Annotated in this window: 15 protein-coding genes; 6 read left to right on the top strand and 9 right to left on the bottom strand. The window is 53.6% G+C overall.

Translation table 11 applies throughout. From position 1 onward, the window contains the following. Positions 1–605: 605 nt before the first annotated feature. The gene (locus Q31b_RS06575) at positions 606–1,523 is read left to right on the top strand and encodes an ATP-binding response regulator (RefSeq protein ID WP_197171060.1); all 918 of its coding nucleotides are present in this window, start codon (positions 606–608) and stop codon (positions 1,521–1,523) included. Here Q31b_RS06575 and Q31b_RS06570 read toward each other — a convergent pair whose 3' ends face one another. From Q31b_RS06570 to Q31b_RS06565, 3 genes are all read right to left on the bottom strand, one after another. Further along, a complete protein-coding gene (locus tag Q31b_RS06570) occupies positions 1,524–2,072 on the bottom strand; it encodes a 3-hydroxyacyl-ACP dehydratase FabZ family protein (protein WP_146598902.1) in 549 nt (182 codons plus the stop codon). Between the two features lie 23 nt (positions 2,073–2,095). Then, positions 2,096–2,194 (bottom strand): 50S ribosomal protein bL37, encoded by a 99-nt coding sequence (locus tag Q31b_RS29600; protein ID WP_390622309.1) that lies wholly within the window; start codon positions 2,192–2,194, stop codon positions 2,096–2,098. A 132-nt stretch (positions 2,195–2,326) separates the two neighbouring features. After that, positions 2,327–3,442, bottom strand: coding sequence for a hypothetical protein (locus tag Q31b_RS06565; protein WP_231617360.1), 1,116 nt, complete (start codon positions 3,440–3,442; stop codon positions 2,327–2,329). Positions 3,443–4,150: 708 nt separating this feature from the next. Between Q31b_RS06565 and Q31b_RS06560 the strand changes: the two genes are divergently transcribed. Beyond that, positions 4,151–5,260, top strand: a complete 1,110-nt coding sequence (locus Q31b_RS06560) for a beta-ketoacyl-ACP synthase III (RefSeq protein ID WP_231617359.1) — start codon at positions 4,151–4,153, stop codon at positions 5,258–5,260. A gap of 563 nt (positions 5,261–5,823) precedes the next feature. Here the strand turns inward: Q31b_RS06560 and Q31b_RS06555 are convergent. Beyond that, complete coding sequence (locus tag Q31b_RS06555; protein ID WP_231617358.1) at positions 5,824–6,414, bottom strand: RNA polymerase sigma factor; 591 nt, start codon at positions 6,412–6,414, stop codon at positions 5,824–5,826. A 303-nt stretch (positions 6,415–6,717) separates the two neighbouring features. Beyond that, positions 6,718–6,984: a hypothetical protein gene (locus Q31b_RS06550; protein ID WP_146598900.1), complete on the bottom strand. Its 267-nt coding sequence runs from the start codon at positions 6,982–6,984 to the stop codon at positions 6,718–6,720. Between the two features lie 454 nt (positions 6,985–7,438). Between Q31b_RS06550 and Q31b_RS06545 the strand changes: the two genes are divergently transcribed. Next, positions 7,439–8,245 (top strand): ComF family protein, encoded by an 807-nt coding sequence (locus tag Q31b_RS06545; protein ID WP_146598899.1) that lies wholly within the window; start codon positions 7,439–7,441, stop codon positions 8,243–8,245. Between the two features lie 57 nt (positions 8,246–8,302). Beyond that, on the top strand, positions 8,303–9,259 hold the full coding sequence (locus Q31b_RS06540) for a DUF502 domain-containing protein (protein WP_146598898.1): 957 nt from the start codon (positions 8,303–8,305) through the stop codon (positions 9,257–9,259). A gap of 210 nt (positions 9,260–9,469) precedes the next feature. Here Q31b_RS06540 and Q31b_RS27965 read toward each other — a convergent pair whose 3' ends face one another. Next, the gene (locus tag Q31b_RS27965) at positions 9,470–9,619 is read right to left on the bottom strand and encodes a hypothetical protein (protein ID WP_197171056.1); all 150 of its coding nucleotides are present in this window, start codon (positions 9,617–9,619) and stop codon (positions 9,470–9,472) included. A gap of 417 nt (positions 9,620–10,036) precedes the next feature. Further along, complete coding sequence (locus Q31b_RS06535; protein ID WP_146598897.1) at positions 10,037–10,627, bottom strand: glycosyltransferase family 2 protein; 591 nt, start codon at positions 10,625–10,627, stop codon at positions 10,037–10,039. A 212-nt stretch (positions 10,628–10,839) separates the two neighbouring features. Between Q31b_RS06535 and hisI the strand changes: the two genes are divergently transcribed. Both hisI and Q31b_RS06525 read left to right on the top strand, forming a co-directional pair. Continuing rightward, positions 10,840–11,259, top strand: a complete 420-nt coding sequence (gene hisI, locus Q31b_RS06530; RefSeq protein ID WP_449289927.1) for a phosphoribosyl-AMP cyclohydrolase — start codon at positions 10,840–10,842, stop codon at positions 11,257–11,259. Next, positions 11,256–11,720, top strand: coding sequence for a RidA family protein (locus Q31b_RS06525; RefSeq protein WP_146598896.1), 465 nt, complete (start codon positions 11,256–11,258; stop codon positions 11,718–11,720). Before hisI ends, Q31b_RS06525 begins: the two co-directional genes overlap by 4 nt. A gap of 212 nt (positions 11,721–11,932) precedes the next feature. Here Q31b_RS06525 and Q31b_RS06520 read toward each other — a convergent pair whose 3' ends face one another. Together Q31b_RS06520 and Q31b_RS06515 are read right to left on the bottom strand one after the other, a co-directional pair. Beyond that, positions 11,933–14,503, bottom strand: coding sequence for an ATP-dependent Clp protease ATP-binding subunit (locus tag Q31b_RS06520; RefSeq protein ID WP_146598895.1), 2,571 nt, complete (start codon positions 14,501–14,503; stop codon positions 11,933–11,935). 334 nt (positions 14,504–14,837) lie between these two features. Then, positions 14,838–15,428 (bottom strand): tetratricopeptide repeat protein, encoded by a 591-nt coding sequence (locus Q31b_RS06515; protein ID WP_146598894.1) that lies wholly within the window; start codon positions 15,426–15,428, stop codon positions 14,838–14,840. Positions 15,429–15,550 lie beyond the last annotated feature (122 nt).

Raw genomic sequence — 15,550 nt, 5'->3', positions numbered from 1 at the left:
TGGGGACGCGCCTATCCACACAAATAAATGCGAAAGATAGGTAAAATACGTTGTTTGTGATCGATTCTAGGGTTGCAGCGTATGAGATACGCTTACGGATTCATACAAACACTCTCGCCAAGTATAGTTGCGGCTTTTCTGCCATCAAATAAATCATTGGATTCGCAACGAAAGTGGTTCCATGAATCTGGTAACCCAGAATGGTCGTAACGACAATGCGGAGAAGTCTCAAAATGAGAAACTCGTGTGATCACACCCCCGCATGGTCAATCACTTCAAGAATGGAACTTCCGCACAATCGGCTAACCTCGTTGGCACATAAAACCGCTAAAAAGGGCAAAACGGGCCAACGACGCTAGGGCTTTGGATGTTTTGCGGCACGGAAAGTTCCCAAACATGGGCAAGCATTGGCAGGTTTTTGAGGAATGCTTCGACGGCTCCGATTCGGACTTGGTGGCTTGACTCGTCCTCTCAAAGCGAGTGATTCGTAAGATTGATGCGATCCGATTGAGCTGAAAATGTGTTACAATGCTGGGCATCGACGCTTATCTCGTTCATTAGGCCGCCTGATTTCCCTTTTGGTTTTTTTACAAAGGAATTTTTCTATGGCCTCCGTTGTGCTTTGTGAAGACAGTCCCACCCATTCGGTTTTGATGCAATCGATTTTAGAGGCGGATGGGCATAGCGTCCGTGCGGCGGCGGATGGACGTGAAGGTTTGGAGCAAGTCGAGCAAGCGATGCCAGACATGGTTGTCACCGATTTGCGGATGCCTGAGATGAATGGGCTTGAGTTGGTCCGAACGATCGTTGATCGGTATCCAGACTTGCCTACGATTGTCGTCACAGCGCGGGGCAGTGAAGATTTGGCAGTCGACGCCTTGGCGCTTGGAGCGGTCAACTTTGTCCCCAAAGCCTCGCTAAACGTTCTCTTGAACCCAGCGGTCCGGCGAACGCTGCGTTTTTCACAAAGCGACCAATCCTACCATTCGTCGGCAGGCAAGTTGGTTCTGCCCGAGTTCTACTATAAGTTGCGAAATTCGTTAGATTCGATCAACCCTGCATCGCGATTCGTGATCGAGGCTTTGTCTGCCGCGGGAAAAATGACGGCCAATGTCCGGCTTCGAATTGGAATGGCGGTTGCTAGCGCGTTGTTCAACTCGATCTGCTACGGGAATCTCGAGTTGCAAGACGAAGACCCGCGAATTGCCAACGCGATTCATCGCAAGGGAGACAGTCGGCAAGAATTAACCGAATTGGCTCAGACGCATCCGTATCGCAAGCGTTTTGTCCATCTGAAGGTCTCTGTGGGAGAAGACGATACGCGAATTTCGGTAGCTCACGACGGCCCGGGCCGAATCGCTCGGTTTCATCCCGCTCCTGGAACCGCCGAGTCCTTTGAGTTGGAGCAGTGCCGCGGCATGATGCTCATTACCAGCTTCATGGATGAAATGATTTTCAACGGTGACTACACCGAAGTGGTGATGGTCAAGCAGCACCACGCGATGGTCGAATCGGTTTGTTGATCACGTTGAGGAGGCTTTGCGTCCGCCCTCATCGCCGCGGCTTCGTTGCGCTTGGACCATTTCGATTGGGATAGGGATGCCCCGCAGCACTCCATCAACGACTAGTTTGCCGTCGACAACGCCTTGGAAACTAGCGACGATCATGCGTCCTCGCCGAGTTTTCTTCAGTTCGATCATTAGGATCAGGCGATCCCCGGGGTTGACGATACCGCGGAAGCGGACCTCATCAAGGCCACCGAAACCGACCATTTCGGCTCCGAGCAAATCGTGCGCTTGAGCAAAATAGCTGGCTAATTGGGCGACCGCTTCTAGCTGAATCACCCCAGGCATGATTGGCATTCCGGGCATGTGGCCGCGAACCCAAAACTCATCCTCGGTCACTTCTTTGTAGCCAGCGCACGCCAATCGGTCGAGATCCTCACGGAGGATCGCGGTCACCTGAGCCATTTCGTATCGCTGGGGAATCAGCTTGTGAATCGTTTCGATATCCGCAATTGGATTATCGAAGTCCAGCGTATCGAGATCAAAAATGAATTCGCTTTTCGCCACGGATTTAGTTTACCGAAAGAGGCCTAGGTTTTGATCTTTTTGCGTTTTGCTTTGCGGGCTTTCGCGTTAGCCGGGCGTTGCCCGTGGTTTGCCTTTTTTAACTTGTGCTGCGGTTTAGCCATGGTTTTATATGCTCTTGAGTTGTTTCGAGTGAGACTTTTGAAGAGGGATCGTAGCATGATTTGCCACTCGCTGGTAGCCAACCAACCTGGGGACCCGTATCGATTCTGGAAATTATCGAATGGGATCGCGTCCTAATAGATTGAACTTGGCCGCGACATACCCTGTTCGGGTTGCGGTTGGGCTGACATGTAGCGTGGATTGTTGCGCACCGAAGGGGGCATCAATCGCGAATTTGAACTCTCGCTGGCGATCGCTTCCGGTTTTCTGTCGTTCGAAGGTTGTTTGCCAGCCTCTCTCTTTTGCCTCATGTACCAACCACCTGGTTCGGTCGATGCCAAAGTCGTTGCCGGCGCGGTCGATCCCGGCGCGGTCGATCCCGGCGCGGTCGCAGTTGTGGCATTGCTTGCCACACTTCCAATCGGGCGACCAGGTTGGGGGTTCGATCGGATAGCCTGCGGTAGCGGCTGAACCGAGTTTGTGGGTAGAGCTGAGTTTTTTGCGAATTTTTCAACCGGTCCGCTGCCATCGGCTACCCAACTCAGCCAGTAATCTTGTAATTCGGCCAAGGAATCGTAGCCGTAGTGCTTTTGGATATTCGACGTCCATGAGGGGTGTTTCATATAGTCTTCCAAGAATGCGATAAACGTTTCGGGATCGCGTTGTTCGATCAGAAAGCTGCAGACGGAATAGCCTTGTGCGTACATCGGTAGCACATCGCTCGGATATTCGGTCAGCAGAAACAGTTTGTTCATCGGGATTCCGCGACGAGTTCGCAAGAATTCACGTAGTTTGTGTTCGTGCTTCTGTCTTTCCGACGGGTGTTCGACCGTGGTTGCGATACCCTCGTCAGCCCATCTCGGTAATGGACGTCCAAAGTGGGTTGCCAGGACCGTGTGCGTGACTTCGTGTGGCAGCACGCTGTCAAGAATCCGTTCGGGGGTGCCGACGACTTCCATTTGGAAATCGCGGACCGGCGATCGATTGTAGGTCGTGACCCCTTGGGCCGGTAAATTTCCAGCAACCACGCGGACGGGACACGGCGAGGACCATGGCGGCAATCGACGGCCAAGCCAATATTGTGAGAGATCGTCGCGATATCGCTCCGCCGCATCACCAACGGTCCGCGCCAATTGAGCGTTAGGAGCTTGAACGAGGAAATTGCGAGTCCGATAGTCGGCTGCCTCGCCAGTGCTAGCCGTCGCGAAGACTGCGACAACTATGATTACCGCGACGTACAAACGACGCATCAAGTATCCGGCTTCCATGCCGTACCGCTCCCGAAATTTGGGTTAGTGATTCAGGCGAGTGCTTCAACACAATTGAACTTTAGGTTTCGGAGGACCGGAGGGCTTGCGGGCTGTCGATTTAATCGGTTTGACTCGACTGATTGTTTAACGCCAAGCTATAGGCGATCGCTTATGGAAAAGCTGACGCCTTCGGCTAAGCGTTAAACGATTAAATCGACAGCCCGCGAGCCGTCCGGTCTCGCCCTAATGTTTCATCTGGCACAAAGCACTCGCTGTCCATTTTTATGCAATTTTGCCGTTAAGCTTCGGCTTCCATCCGAAGGTTCCTTAACGGTCGCTTCCGAGGGCAGTCTAAGCGAAGGGCCGCGTTGACCGGAAGGCAGATTTCTGGGAATTGCGTTTTGAACCCAGGAAGCATGCTTTGAAAGTTGCCTGTTTTTTGCCACCAATGACACGGATGCTCGCGAATGCTGGGCTCATTGGATGGCTGTCAAGTTGAGGGATTCGGGCAAAAATATTCTCCAGGAGACTCCAACGGTCAAACAAAACACGGTCAAACAAAACACGGTGCCAGCAAACGTCGAAAGGAACACGTCTAACACTGGGGGCATGGGAAAGCTATACTCGGCGGCCAGACATGAATTTCCCGCTGTCTGACAACCTGTTCGACAACGATCGATGGCGGGAATCAACCATTTTGACTTCTGAATGACAGTTCCCAAATTGAAATCAAACCCTTCAAAATCGACGGATACGGACTCTCTCTCTACCGCAAAAGCCCTTTCGACTCGCGGGCGGATGGGGAGAATTGGCGGAATTCAAATCGCTGGCATTGGTTCGTATGTACCCACAAAAGTTGTCACCAATGAGGATCTAGCCGCGCTGGGTTGCGACAGCGATTGGATTGTCCGTCGAACGGGGATCAAAGAGCGACGGCATGCTGCAGCTGACGAATTCACCAGCGACATGTGTTATGAAGCGGCAATCAAGTGTCTACAATCGGCGGGAACTACAGCGGCCGAGGTCGATTTGGTTCTGGTCGCCACCATGACTCCCGATTACCCGTCTCCATCGACGGCGTGTTACTTACAGAATCGGCTCGGCGCCGTCGCACCAGCGATGGATTTGAATGCCGCTTGCGCCGGGTTTATGTACGCACTCTTGACCGCTGGCCAATTTGTCGCCGCCGGGAATAGCCAATGTGCTCTGGTCGTCGGAACGGACTTAATGAGTCGCTCGGTCGATCCAAATGACGTCAAAACCTATCCGCTTTTCGGTGACGGTGCTGGTGCGGTGATCATCACGCCAAGCTCCAAGTCGCCTGGCCCCGACTCGAACCTGGCAAAGGGCAACGCATCCGAAATTGTCTCCTACCAACTTTGCAGCGAAGGTTGGGGAGCCGACATGTTGAGAGTTTCAGCGGGCGGAACCCGACGCCCGCTGACCCCCGAGGCATACGCAAGAGGCGAACAATACCTGGCGATGGATGGCCGTGGTGTTTTCAAATGGGCGGTCCGCGTGATTGACGAGAGTATCGAGCAGGTGCTCGAGGATGCTGGCGTTTGCGCCGACGATTTGAAGTTGGTCGTCATGCACCAAGCGAACGAGCGAATTCTTGATTCCGCAGTCGCTGGTCTCAAACTGCCGTCGGAGAAAGTGCTGATGAATTTGGATCGGTATGGAAACACGTCGGCCGCCAGTATCCCGCTGGTGCTCGATGAAGCGATGCAGGCGGGGCGAATCGAGCGGGGCGACTTGGTACTACTGTGCGGCTTCGGTGCCGGTTTGTCCTGGGGAACGGCCCTGCTGAGATGGTAGGGCTTTGTGACCACGAAGAATGAGGGTAAGCATCTTTCGTGGCTGTGGCTTCCAGCCGCAGCTTACTGGGGCTCCAAGCGATGCAGGGTGCAAATCGCATCGGATTTCGTGGCTGTGGCTTCCAGCCGCAGCTTACTGGGGCTCCAAGCGATGCAGGGTGCAAATCGCATCGAATTTCGTGGCTGTGGCTTCCAGCCGCAGCTTGCTGGGGCTCCAAGCGATGCAGGGTGCAAATCGCATCGGATTTCGTGGCTGTGGCTTCCAGCCGCAGCTTACTGGGGCTCTAAGCGATGTAGGGTGCAAATCCCATCGAATTTCGTGGCTGTGGCTTCCAGCCGCAGCTTACTGGGGCTCCAAGCGATGTAGGGTGCAAATCCCATCGGATTTCGTGGCTGTGGCTTCCAGCCGCAGCTTGCTGGGGCTCCAAGCGATGTAGGGTGCAAATCCCATCGAATTTCGTGGCTGTGGCTTCCAGCCGCAGCTTACTGGGGCAAGATGCCCCAGCCACTCTTAAGATCAAGCGGTAGGCTTGAAGAAGACGCAAGCGAGAAGCTTGCGTCCCGTTAGACAGCTTGCAGCATGTCTTCTTTCATTTCCTTTTGCAATCGCTTGCGAGCGACGTGCAAACGACGCTTGATTGTTCCGATTGGCGCGTCGAATTCGTCACTCATCTCGATCAGCGATTTACTATGCAAATAGAACGCTGTTAGCGTTTGCTGATCGAGTGATCCGAGTCGGTCGATGCTGTCGCGAACGGCCTCGGCCTGTTCGCGGTCCTGGGCAAATGCATCGGGTGTCCCAACCGCATAGCAGGTTGCCTCAAGCGTCTCGGGGTCGCATGCGACCGCGTGACGGGATCGAGTTGCACGGTTGATCGCCATACGGTGCACGATTTGCCGCAGCCAACCACCGAACGCTGCGGGGACTCGCAATTGGTTGATCTTTTGCATTGCTTGAATGAAAACATCTTGAGCCAATTCTTCCGCTTCATCGGCATTTCGAACGCGGCGCATCGCAAGCGCAACGATCCCTGATCGGTATCGCTCAAACAGAGCTCCAAATGCCTCCCGGTCGCCCAATTGTGCCAAGGCCACCAATTGAGCCACCGTTTGGGGAGCGATCAATGAGTCTTCCGTCTTGTTGTCTTGCGTCATGTTCATTCTCGGTTCCTGTCCGAATGCTTGCCCAAAAAAAGGGCAGGATGAATTCAATTCGTGTTTTGGCTTGACCAGCAGCGAACGACCAATTTCGATCGTGGTTTACTGGCTAGCCGGATGCAAAACGGCGGCCTTGGTGCTTCGCTCTAGCTTTCGGTGCGTTCTGGTTGACGCACCGAAACAAAGTCGAAGCCAAATGGGGGCCGTTTTCAGTCGTCGCCGGGCGGGTTTGACACGTTTAGATTCCGAACCGAATCAAAAAGGAGCATCAAGATTGCAGGCGTTAAAAGGATCGGAGCCTTAGGCTCTGTCCCAATTCGACGAACTTCGCCATAGCTGCCCCAAGCGACTGCCGTGTTTGCCGTTGTCACCGGGTAAGCCTATCCAGCACGGATTGGGTAAGCCCGAATAACTCGGCATCGGTTCGCTTGGTAGCTGGCGATGCATCCACTCCGCACATTGATGGAGGATTCGTGCAGATGTAAACGAAACGGCAGCGATATTCTCACGTACTTCGGTGGTTGCGAAGAAGCGTGTGACGGCGGCGGTAATCGATACGAAACGCATTTCAGTCCTCCCGGCACCCGTCAATAGAAGGTGCGGCGGCGGAGTGTAGGAAATTAAGAATGAACCTGTTCTCTAAACTCGTAAAGAACAGACTCCCTAGATAAAACATATCGAGGTGAACTCGAAAAAACCAGAAGATTTTTACAACTTCTCTCCGATGGCTACTTAGACATACGCCAAAGCCGCAGGTTCACAGTAAAATCAGAAAAAATTTATGTCATTTGTTTTTATGGGCGGGGATTGGGGGGCTCAAAAACTTCGCTTTTAAGCAGCTTGAGGATCTCTCCTTTTCGTTCCTGCATTCGTCAAATTCGCCAACGGCGTTCGATAACCTAACCCAGGGTTAAGCAATGCGACTGTGGGGATACCTTTTTCACGTAAACTGCAAGTTTTGAGCAGCCCAGGACCCAACCAACTCCCAGCCAACTCCCAACCTCCAGCCTTCGAATGGCGAATGACCAATAATAACCCGCTCCGATCGGTCGCGGCGGCATTGATCGATTTGACGTACCCGCCCTGCTGTCCACTCTGCCATCGGTTGACGGGCCAGAAGGCCGATTTGTTCAAGCGAATCGAGTTTTGCAAGCAATGCGAGGTTGGTTTAACGTCCAGTGAGTCGCAAATGCGCTACGGGTGTCGCTGTTGTGGTTTTCCGATGGGTCGTTTGACGGTCGATCCAACGCAAATGCAGCTGCCTGCGACAAGGTGTCCCCAATGCAGGGACAAGGCATTCCAATTTGATGCGGTGATTCCCTTGTGGAATTACCACGGACTGGTCTGTGATGCTGTCGTCGCGGCAAAATACGTCCACATGTCCGCACTGGCGGCGACACTCGGCGATCGGCTTGGTATAAGAGTTGCTGAGCGGTTAGTCGACGATTGTCCGGATTGGGTGACTTTTGTACCGTCCTATTTTACCCGTCAACTGTCTCGCGGAGGCGTTGGGACGGCGACGTTGGCCCATGCGGTTGCCAAGCGGTTGCAGGTACCGAGTCGGCAACTACTCAAAATGACTCGCCGAATTGCAAAACAAGCGTGGTTGGACGATGATGCCCGAGTGCACAACGTTCGCCATGCGTTCCAACTAAAAACTCGTTATGCTTTCGGCAGATCACCTGATTTAGTCAATCGGCATATTTTATTGGTCGATGATGTCTATACGACAGGTGCAACGGCCGATGAGGTTGCTGGAGTGCTGCGGGAAGGCGGAGCAGCGAAGGTGACCATTGCGGTGGTTGCACGATCTGTCCGATCGGGCTAGTGGTCGATCGGGCGAAAACATTTTGCTACTACGACTTTTCCTCTAATCCATTCAAACATGCAATCGAACCTTCCCGAGACCGAAACGCCAATGGAACCTCATTCAAAGCGAGTGGGTGGATTCCGCCGCGCTGTGCTTCGCGGCCTTGGTGTGGTGCTTCCGCCATTGTTGACCATCGCCGTGCTGATTTGGGCCTGGACGACGATAGAAAGTTACGTCCTGGGGCCGATTGAATCGAGTATTCGTTCCGCGATCGTGCATGCAATCGCTCCTGGAAGAACCCATTCCTCGGTTCCAAATGGCGCGACCGCGACCGGCGAACGACGGCTAGACGGATTCACGTACAAGGGCGAGCGATATGTTCCCGATCCGACAAAACGTCGTTTTTTGCCTGAGGAAGTGGTCAATACCGTCAATGAAAATGCCGATCGATTTGGGCCCTACACACCGTCGCCCGCCAGTGCCAATGCTTACTGGCACCGCTACGTCGAATTGAGCTACATGCCACGGTCGTTAGTCGTTCCCGTGTTCCTGATCGTTTTTACGACCCTTCTCTATTTTGCCGGTCGTTTGTTTACGTTCGGGATCGGGCATTGGCTTGTCCGTTCCTTTGACTCAGCCATTTTGCGAATTCCGATCGTCAACAAGGTCTATGGCGGAGTCAAGCAGGTGACGGATTTTGCGTTTAGCGATCGCGAAATCGAGTTCAATCGTGTCGTTGCGATCGAGTATCCCGCCAAAGGCATTTGGTCGATTGGGTTCGTTACCGGCAATGGCATGAAAGCGGTCTCGATGGCAAATGGCGAACCGATGCTGAGCGTTTTGATGGCGACGAGTCCGATGCCGATGACCGGTTTTACCGTGACGGTGAAACGGAGTGACGCAATCGACTTAGATATCACCGTCGATGAAGCGATCCAGTTTATCGTAAGTTGCGGCGTCGTCGTCCCTCGGGGCCAGCGGTACGAGGTTCCCGCTGCGAAATTAGCGGAGACGCTTGCTGCGAAGAGGTAGGGAAGGACCGTCCGCGGGCAACGCCGTCCAGGTTCGCGTCGTTTTTTGAGGCTCCAGCGAAGAACCGGTGGGTTGATTCATCAATCCCAAGTACAGGATGGTAGGTTTTTCAGGCATCCCAGGGCAAAAAGAATGTTTTCGGAGTGCGTTTCACAGTGGCTGTTTTTCCTGCTTCCGTCCGGCTTGTCCGGGCGGATCAACAAGTGGCAGTTACCATGAACGCAAAATCCCACGCTCGCCCCACCCCCACGAATCGCCCGGAGCGATTCGTGGGGGTGGGGCGAATTTCTTTCGGGCACGCGGTCGGTAGCCGCCACTTGTTTCCTCTGCCGAGACAAGCTCGATGGAAGGATGTTTCACGTCCCATAATTACTTAAGTGTATGCCATTCGAGCCTATCTCGAATGGCGTGGGCGTTTCGATTTCACCCTGACGAACCACCCGTTGGGTCGCGAATCCTAAATGAATCTTCTTGTTGCCCTGCCCTGCTCTACCCTACCCTACCCTACCCTACCCTACCCTACCCTACCCTACCCTGCTCTGCTCTGCTCTGCTCTGCCCTGCCCTACCCTACCCTGCTCTGCTCTGCCTCAAAAAAAACTTCCGCAACTTCCTATCAGCCCACAAATTCTTCGGAAGAGCCAAAATATCTTGCTAAGGGCTGCGGCCAGCGGAATCGATACGACATCCGAGCATTGCCCGAAAGCCCATGTTCACGAGAGGCCTGAATCGTGAGCAGGATGGAATTCCTTTTTGGGGGCCGCTTGCAAAGATAGCCCTACGAGATTGAGGTGGCACGAATCGTGTCGTTGTCCAAATCAACTCGGCCGCCTTTGGGGCTAGACAATTGGTACAAGTGAGGCCGGCGGACCATTTGCAAACAGCATGGCTCGGGGGATCTGGCTTTTTCCGATTCGTTGTACTGCTGCTCAACGGCAGCGCCCCACGCGCTCAGACGCCTCAGTAGCGCTGGCGATAAGGGTTGCGGTCGGCTTTCTGCTCGAGCGGCGACGATACTGTGATCCTCGCTCATCCTTAAAAGCCGCTGTAGATCTTCGATGCGAATGGGGGAGTCGGTTTCTTGAATAAAAACCAACTCGCCTAACGCTCTTTCCAATCCGCTTTGTCCTGCCGCCTCCATCCCGCGAGGGCGCGAGTGGCGGACGATCCGAACCGTGGGATGCTTTGTTCGAAGTTCCTCAACCACCTCGACCGTCGCATCTTGGCTTCCATCATCGACCACCACGATCTCGGCTCTATCAGCCGTCATGGCTGCCAAAGCGTCTAGCAGATACTCGATGCGATCGACGATCCGATGCTCACCATCGCGGACAGGCAAGACGACTGAAATTTTGGTAGGATTGTCCATGGCTTTGCCAGCCTTCGCTTGACGGTACGATAGGGAACTGCTTCTGCTTGGGGGCGATGAGAGTCAGAGACTTGTTTCGTCACGCAATGGCATTGCTCATCACCCATTGTCCACTTAAGCGTCTTGTGACGATCGTTTCCGTTATACGGGATTGGCTCAACGGCCCGAGCAAGCGGCGTTAGCGAAAGCAATAGAACGTTTACCTTATCCTTTTGAAAGATAATATAGCCGTGCAAACCGAGAATTCAGCGATCCCAAACTTTGACATGGGGCCCAACCATTTGCTTCCTGCGATTGCTCAGGACGCGTCGAGTCACCGCGTGCTGATGCTGGCCTGGATGAATGCCGAGGCATGGGAAGAGACGCTTCGTAGCGGATATGCGGTCTATTTTAGTCGCAGTCGAAACCAGCTTTGGCGAAAGGGAGAAACCAGTGGCCATCGTCAGAAGGTTGTCGAGATTCGGGTCGATTGTGATGCCGATACGATCTTGGTCATGGTCGAACAGACCGGAGCGGCGTGTCATGAAGGCTACGAAAGTTGCTTTTTCCGCAAAGTCGATGCTGAGAACGGGGTGACGATAGCCGAAAAAAGGCTTGTGGATCCAAGAGATGTTTATGGAACAACAAAATGAACGCTGAGCAAAAAATAAAAGAACTAAATCTCCAACTAACCAACGCTCCCTCACCGATGGGGCTCTACAAGCCAGTCTTGGTGGTTGGAAACATGGCCTATCTATCGGGGCACGGACCGCTCACGGAAGACAAGACCCTGGTGACGGGACGATTGGGATTCGATCTGGACGTCAAAGAGGGCTACGATGCCGCTCGGTTGACCGGGTTGTCGATGTTGTCGTCACTGCAAACTCACTTAGGCAGTTTGAACAAGATCAAACGTCTCGTCAAACTGGTCGGTTTGGTCCGTAGTACAAACGGATTCAATCAACAACCAGCCGTTATCAATGGCTGCAGTGAATTGATGCGGGACATCTTTGGCGACGATGCAGGGGTCGGCGCACGCAGTGCGATCGGTGTCAAAGCCTTGCCTGCCAACATGGCTGTTGAGATCGAGGCGATCTTCGAAATCGAGGTTTAGGGGGATGGCGGCTACGCTGCGATGTTGTTTTGCCCTTAGGGCGGACAGCGTTCGCTGAGCAGCCAGCATTCAGCGGTTGGCTTCGGGCAACGATTGTCCCTCAGGCGATGGTGTTTTCCGCTCGGAGAGCAGAGCGACCATCGCCACGAAAAAATATCAAACGGGAAGGCATGGAATGCTGGGTCTTCCGTTGGTCGACCCAGCCCACCAGCCTAGGACTCGTTGTTGTTTTCGGCCTCGTCCGAGTCGCCGACACCGGCGGCAACCGTTTCTTCGGTTTCCGGCAAGCCTCGCTTTTCGCCTCGGAAGCTCAGTCGAATCGTCTTTCCCTTTTCGTTCTTGAAGCCGTCAATCACGATCGTATCTTGACCTTCGAAAGTTCCCTGCAGCAATTCTTCGCTGAGCGGATCTTCGATCCGTTGTTCAATCGCGCGGCGAAGCGGACGAGCACCGTAGTCAAGGTTACTTCCCTTCTTCACCAAGAATTCCTTGGCGTCGTCGGTGAGAACGATTGCTAACCCGCGTTCGAGCAATCGTTCGCGTACCTTCGACAATTCGTAATCGATGACCAACTTCAAATCTTCCGCTGTCAAGTGACGGAAGATGATCGTGTCGTCCAAGCGGTTTAAGAACTCTGGGCGGAAAACACGCTCGATCTGATCCATGACGCGACTCTTCATCGAATCATAGCTGGCGTCTTCGTCCGGTTTTTGAAAACCGAATGCTGATTCATTCTTGATCGCTTCGGCACCCGCATTGGTCGTCATGATCAAAATCGTGTTTCGGAAGTCGACGTTGCGACCGAACGAATCGGTCAGACGTCCTTCTTCCATCACCTGAAGCATCATGTTGAACACGTCTGGGTGAGCCTTTTCGATTTCGTCAAACAGAACCACCGCGTAGGGACGGCGACGAATTTTTTCTGTCAACTGCCCACCTTCTTCGTAGCCAACGAATCCGGGAGGGGCACCGATTAAACGGCTGACGTTATGCTTTTCCATGTACTCGCTCATATCGATATGCACGAGAGCATCGGCATCGCCGAACATGTATTCCGCGAGCGCTTTGGCGAGCAGTGTCTTACCGACCCCGGTCGGTCCGGCAAAGATGAACGAGCCTGTCGGGCGTTTTGGATCTTTCAATCCACTACGGCTACGTCGAACCGCCTTCGCAACCGCGGTGACCGCTTGCTGTTGGCTCACGACTCGTTTGTGAAGTTCTTCTTCCATCTTCATCAACCGCATGCTGTCTTCGGTCGACAAGCGGGTGAGTGGGATACCGGTCATTTTACTGACGACTTCGGCGATGATTTCCTCATCCACAACGCCATCGGTTTGTTGACTCTTTTCTCGCCATTCTTGCGTGATTTGGTCTTTCTTCTTGCGAAGTTTTTCGGCCTGGTCACGCAGGTTGGCAGCCTTTTCAAAGTCTTGATTGGCGACCGCGTCCTCTTTTTCCTTATTCAGCTTTTCGACTTCCTCGTCGATCTCTTTCAAATCGGGTGGACGCGTCATGGTGCGAAGTCGCACACGCGCGCCCGCTTCGTCGATCACATCGATTGCTTTATCGGGCAAGCATCGAGCCGTAATGTATCGCTCGCTCATTTCGACGGCGGCAACGATCGCATCATCGGTGAATTGGACACGGTGGTGTTCTTCGTAACGTTCACGAAGCCCTTTCAAAATTTCGATGGTTTCCTTTTTCCCCGTCGGTTCGACGATGATCTCTTGGAAACGTCGGGCCAATGCATTGTCTTTTTCGATGTACTTGCGGTACTCGTCGAGCGTCGTCGCCCCGATGCATTGGATCTCGCCTCGTGATAAAGCGGGTTTCAATACGTTCGCTGCATCAATCGCACCTTCGGCACCACCAGCACCGACCAGCGTATGAAGTTCGTCGATGAACAGGATCGTGTTTTTGACGCGGCGGACTTCGGTCATCACCGCTTTGATGCGTTCTTCAAACTGACCACGATACTTTGTTCCGGCGACCATCATTGCCAAGTCGAGAACGACAATTCGTTTATCCGCCAAGATCTCGGGGACTTCGCCCGAGACGACTTGTTGGGCGAAGCCTTCGATAATCGCGGTTTTACCGACACCCGCTTCGCCGAGCAAAACAGGATTGTTCTTGGTTCGGCGACAGAGGATTTGGATGGCGCGCTCAATTTCTCGTTCGCGTCCAATGACAGGATCCAGTTCGCCCTTGCGAGCCAATTCGGTTAAATCACGCCCAAAGCTGTCGAGAGCTGGGGTTTTGCTCTTGCTGCTTTTCCCCGACGGGCTTCCGCCGCTATCGCTATCACCGCTACGACCGCCACGCTCGCCGACCTCTGCCCCTTCGAGCCCGTGGCCGAGTAGATTCAAGACCTCTTCGCGGACATCTTCGAGTTTCAAGCCCAGGTTCATCAAGACTTGAGCCGCGACGCCCTCTTGTTCGCGAAGCAGTCCAAGTAGAATGTGCTCGGTTCCCACATAGCTGTGGTTTAAATTGCGAGCTTCTTCCATCGAGTACTCGATGACTTTTTTAGCACGTGGCGTCTGTGGCAACTTGCCAACGGTCACCATTTCAGGCCCGCTTTGTACCAACTTCTCAACCTCCAGCCGAATCTTCCGTAGATCGACTTCGAGGTTTTTGAGCACGTTCGCAGCGACGCCACTGCCCTCTTTCACGAGGCCCAGCAAGATGTGTTCGGTGCCGATGTATTCATGGTTAAAACGCTGTGCCTCTTGATTAGCCAACTGCATGACTTTTCGGGCACGGTCTGTAAATCGTTCGTACATATTATTATCTCGTTACGCAGGCTGTCAGACTGGCGAATCGTTATCGCGAATTATCAAGAATAGCAAACCGTACGCCACATCCACCGACGCACGGGCGATCACAACAAATTGAACCGCGTCCAACACAAAAAAACGGTGTGTGAATCCTATTCTAGCGATCAGGGCAAAAACAAGGATAGGTGTGGTGTCCCTGTTCAAGCTGTTTCGACCTTCCACGGGCCGGCAACCCGACTTTACGCCAACCAAACCGGACAAAAATAAATATGGTTTTTTGAGGTTCCGCTCCGTTTTATGGCTTCGCACGATGCTAGCATGCCACCACTGAACTCGATTTCTAGGCCGCAGCGGCAGGGGGGACTGTCATTTCGGCAGTTGCTGACTCGCTCGGTGAGTCCGGTTTTTCTGCGAGCTCGCGCCGAAGCCGCCGCCGCTCCGCGTCGATCTCGATCCACCAAGCGTCCGCAACCTCCAACCGGCCAATTTCGTCGAGCAACACTTCGGCTGCGTCCAAGCGTGCCTGATGACGATAAACCGAACAAAGCATGATGAGCGCCGGCGGGTCTCGAGGCTCTATCGCTAGGACGCCGTTGAGCAGTGTTTCCGCCAACTTCCATTCGCCTTTTAAGTACGCTTGATGGGCTTCGCTGAACCGATCCGGTTCGGCGCTAACCGTGCGCGGGTGGATCAATTCAGGCAAACCCCGAAGTCCTTGTACCACGTAGAACAGCCAAACCGCGATGGCGAACAGGGTTCCAAGCCAAAAGAGACCCCCTGAAAACCAATGGGGATAGATCCAGCCACAGATCAAGAATAGATTTAGCGCAGCGGCAAACGCGATCGCCAGCGGTAGCGACGTCAATCGGCCACGCCACCAAATCTCAGGTAGTCCTGGCCACAAACACGACAAATACTGACTCGTACTCATTCCTGCTCTTTTAGGCTGATCTTGAACTTCAAGGCAACGGCAATCGCTCTAGATCTTTCCGAGACGATTCTCTAACCTCCGCCGGCGGGCTGACGGCTCCTGTTGCTGTTCGGAACTGCACT

Origin of the sequence: Novipirellula aureliae, from assembly GCF_007860185.1 — a bacterium.
Taxonomy (GTDB): Bacteria; Planctomycetota; Planctomycetia; order Pirellulales; family Pirellulaceae; genus Novipirellula_A; species Novipirellula_A aureliae.
Note: the sequence above shows the minus strand (reverse complement) of the source record. Positions and strands in the feature narration are given on the sequence as shown.

What these genes read in the sequence shown, in the direction of transcription:
- Q31b_RS06555 (WP_231617358.1), bottom strand. Translation starts at nt 6,414, where the DNA reads ATGACGCAAGACAACAAGACGGAAGACTCATTGATCGCTCCCCAAACG.
- Q31b_RS06520 (WP_146598895.1), bottom strand. Translation starts at nt 14,503, where the DNA reads ATGTACGAACGATTTACAGACCGTGCCCGAAAAGTCATGCAGTTGGCT.
- Q31b_RS06575 (WP_197171060.1), top strand. Translation starts at nt 606, where the DNA reads ATGGCCTCCGTTGTGCTTTGTGAAGACAGTCCCACCCATTCGGTTTTG.
- Q31b_RS06560 (WP_231617359.1), top strand. Translation starts at nt 4,151, where the DNA reads ATGACAGTTCCCAAATTGAAATCAAACCCTTCAAAATCGACGGATACG.
- Q31b_RS06545 (WP_146598899.1), top strand. Translation starts at nt 7,439, where the DNA reads ATGACCAATAATAACCCGCTCCGATCGGTCGCGGCGGCATTGATCGAT.
- Q31b_RS06550 (WP_146598900.1), bottom strand. Translation starts at nt 6,984, where the DNA reads ATGCGTTTCGTATCGATTACCGCCGCCGTCACACGCTTCTTCGCAACC.
- Q31b_RS06540 (WP_146598898.1), top strand. Translation starts at nt 8,303, where the DNA reads ATGCAATCGAACCTTCCCGAGACCGAAACGCCAATGGAACCTCATTCA.
- Q31b_RS29600 (WP_390622309.1), bottom strand. Translation starts at nt 2,194, where the DNA reads ATGGCTAAACCGCAGCACAAGTTAAAAAAGGCAAACCACGGGCAACGC.
- Q31b_RS06525 (WP_146598896.1), top strand. Translation starts at nt 11,256, where the DNA reads ATGAACGCTGAGCAAAAAATAAAAGAACTAAATCTCCAACTAACCAAC.
- Q31b_RS06515 (WP_146598894.1), bottom strand. Translation starts at nt 15,428, where the DNA reads ATGAGTACGAGTCAGTATTTGTCGTGTTTGTGGCCAGGACTACCTGAG.
- Q31b_RS06565 (WP_231617360.1), bottom strand. Translation starts at nt 3,442, where the DNA reads ATGCGTCGTTTGTACGTCGCGGTAATCATAGTTGTCGCAGTCTTCGCG.
- Q31b_RS06535 (WP_146598897.1), bottom strand. Translation starts at nt 10,627, where the DNA reads ATGGACAATCCTACCAAAATTTCAGTCGTCTTGCCTGTCCGCGATGGT.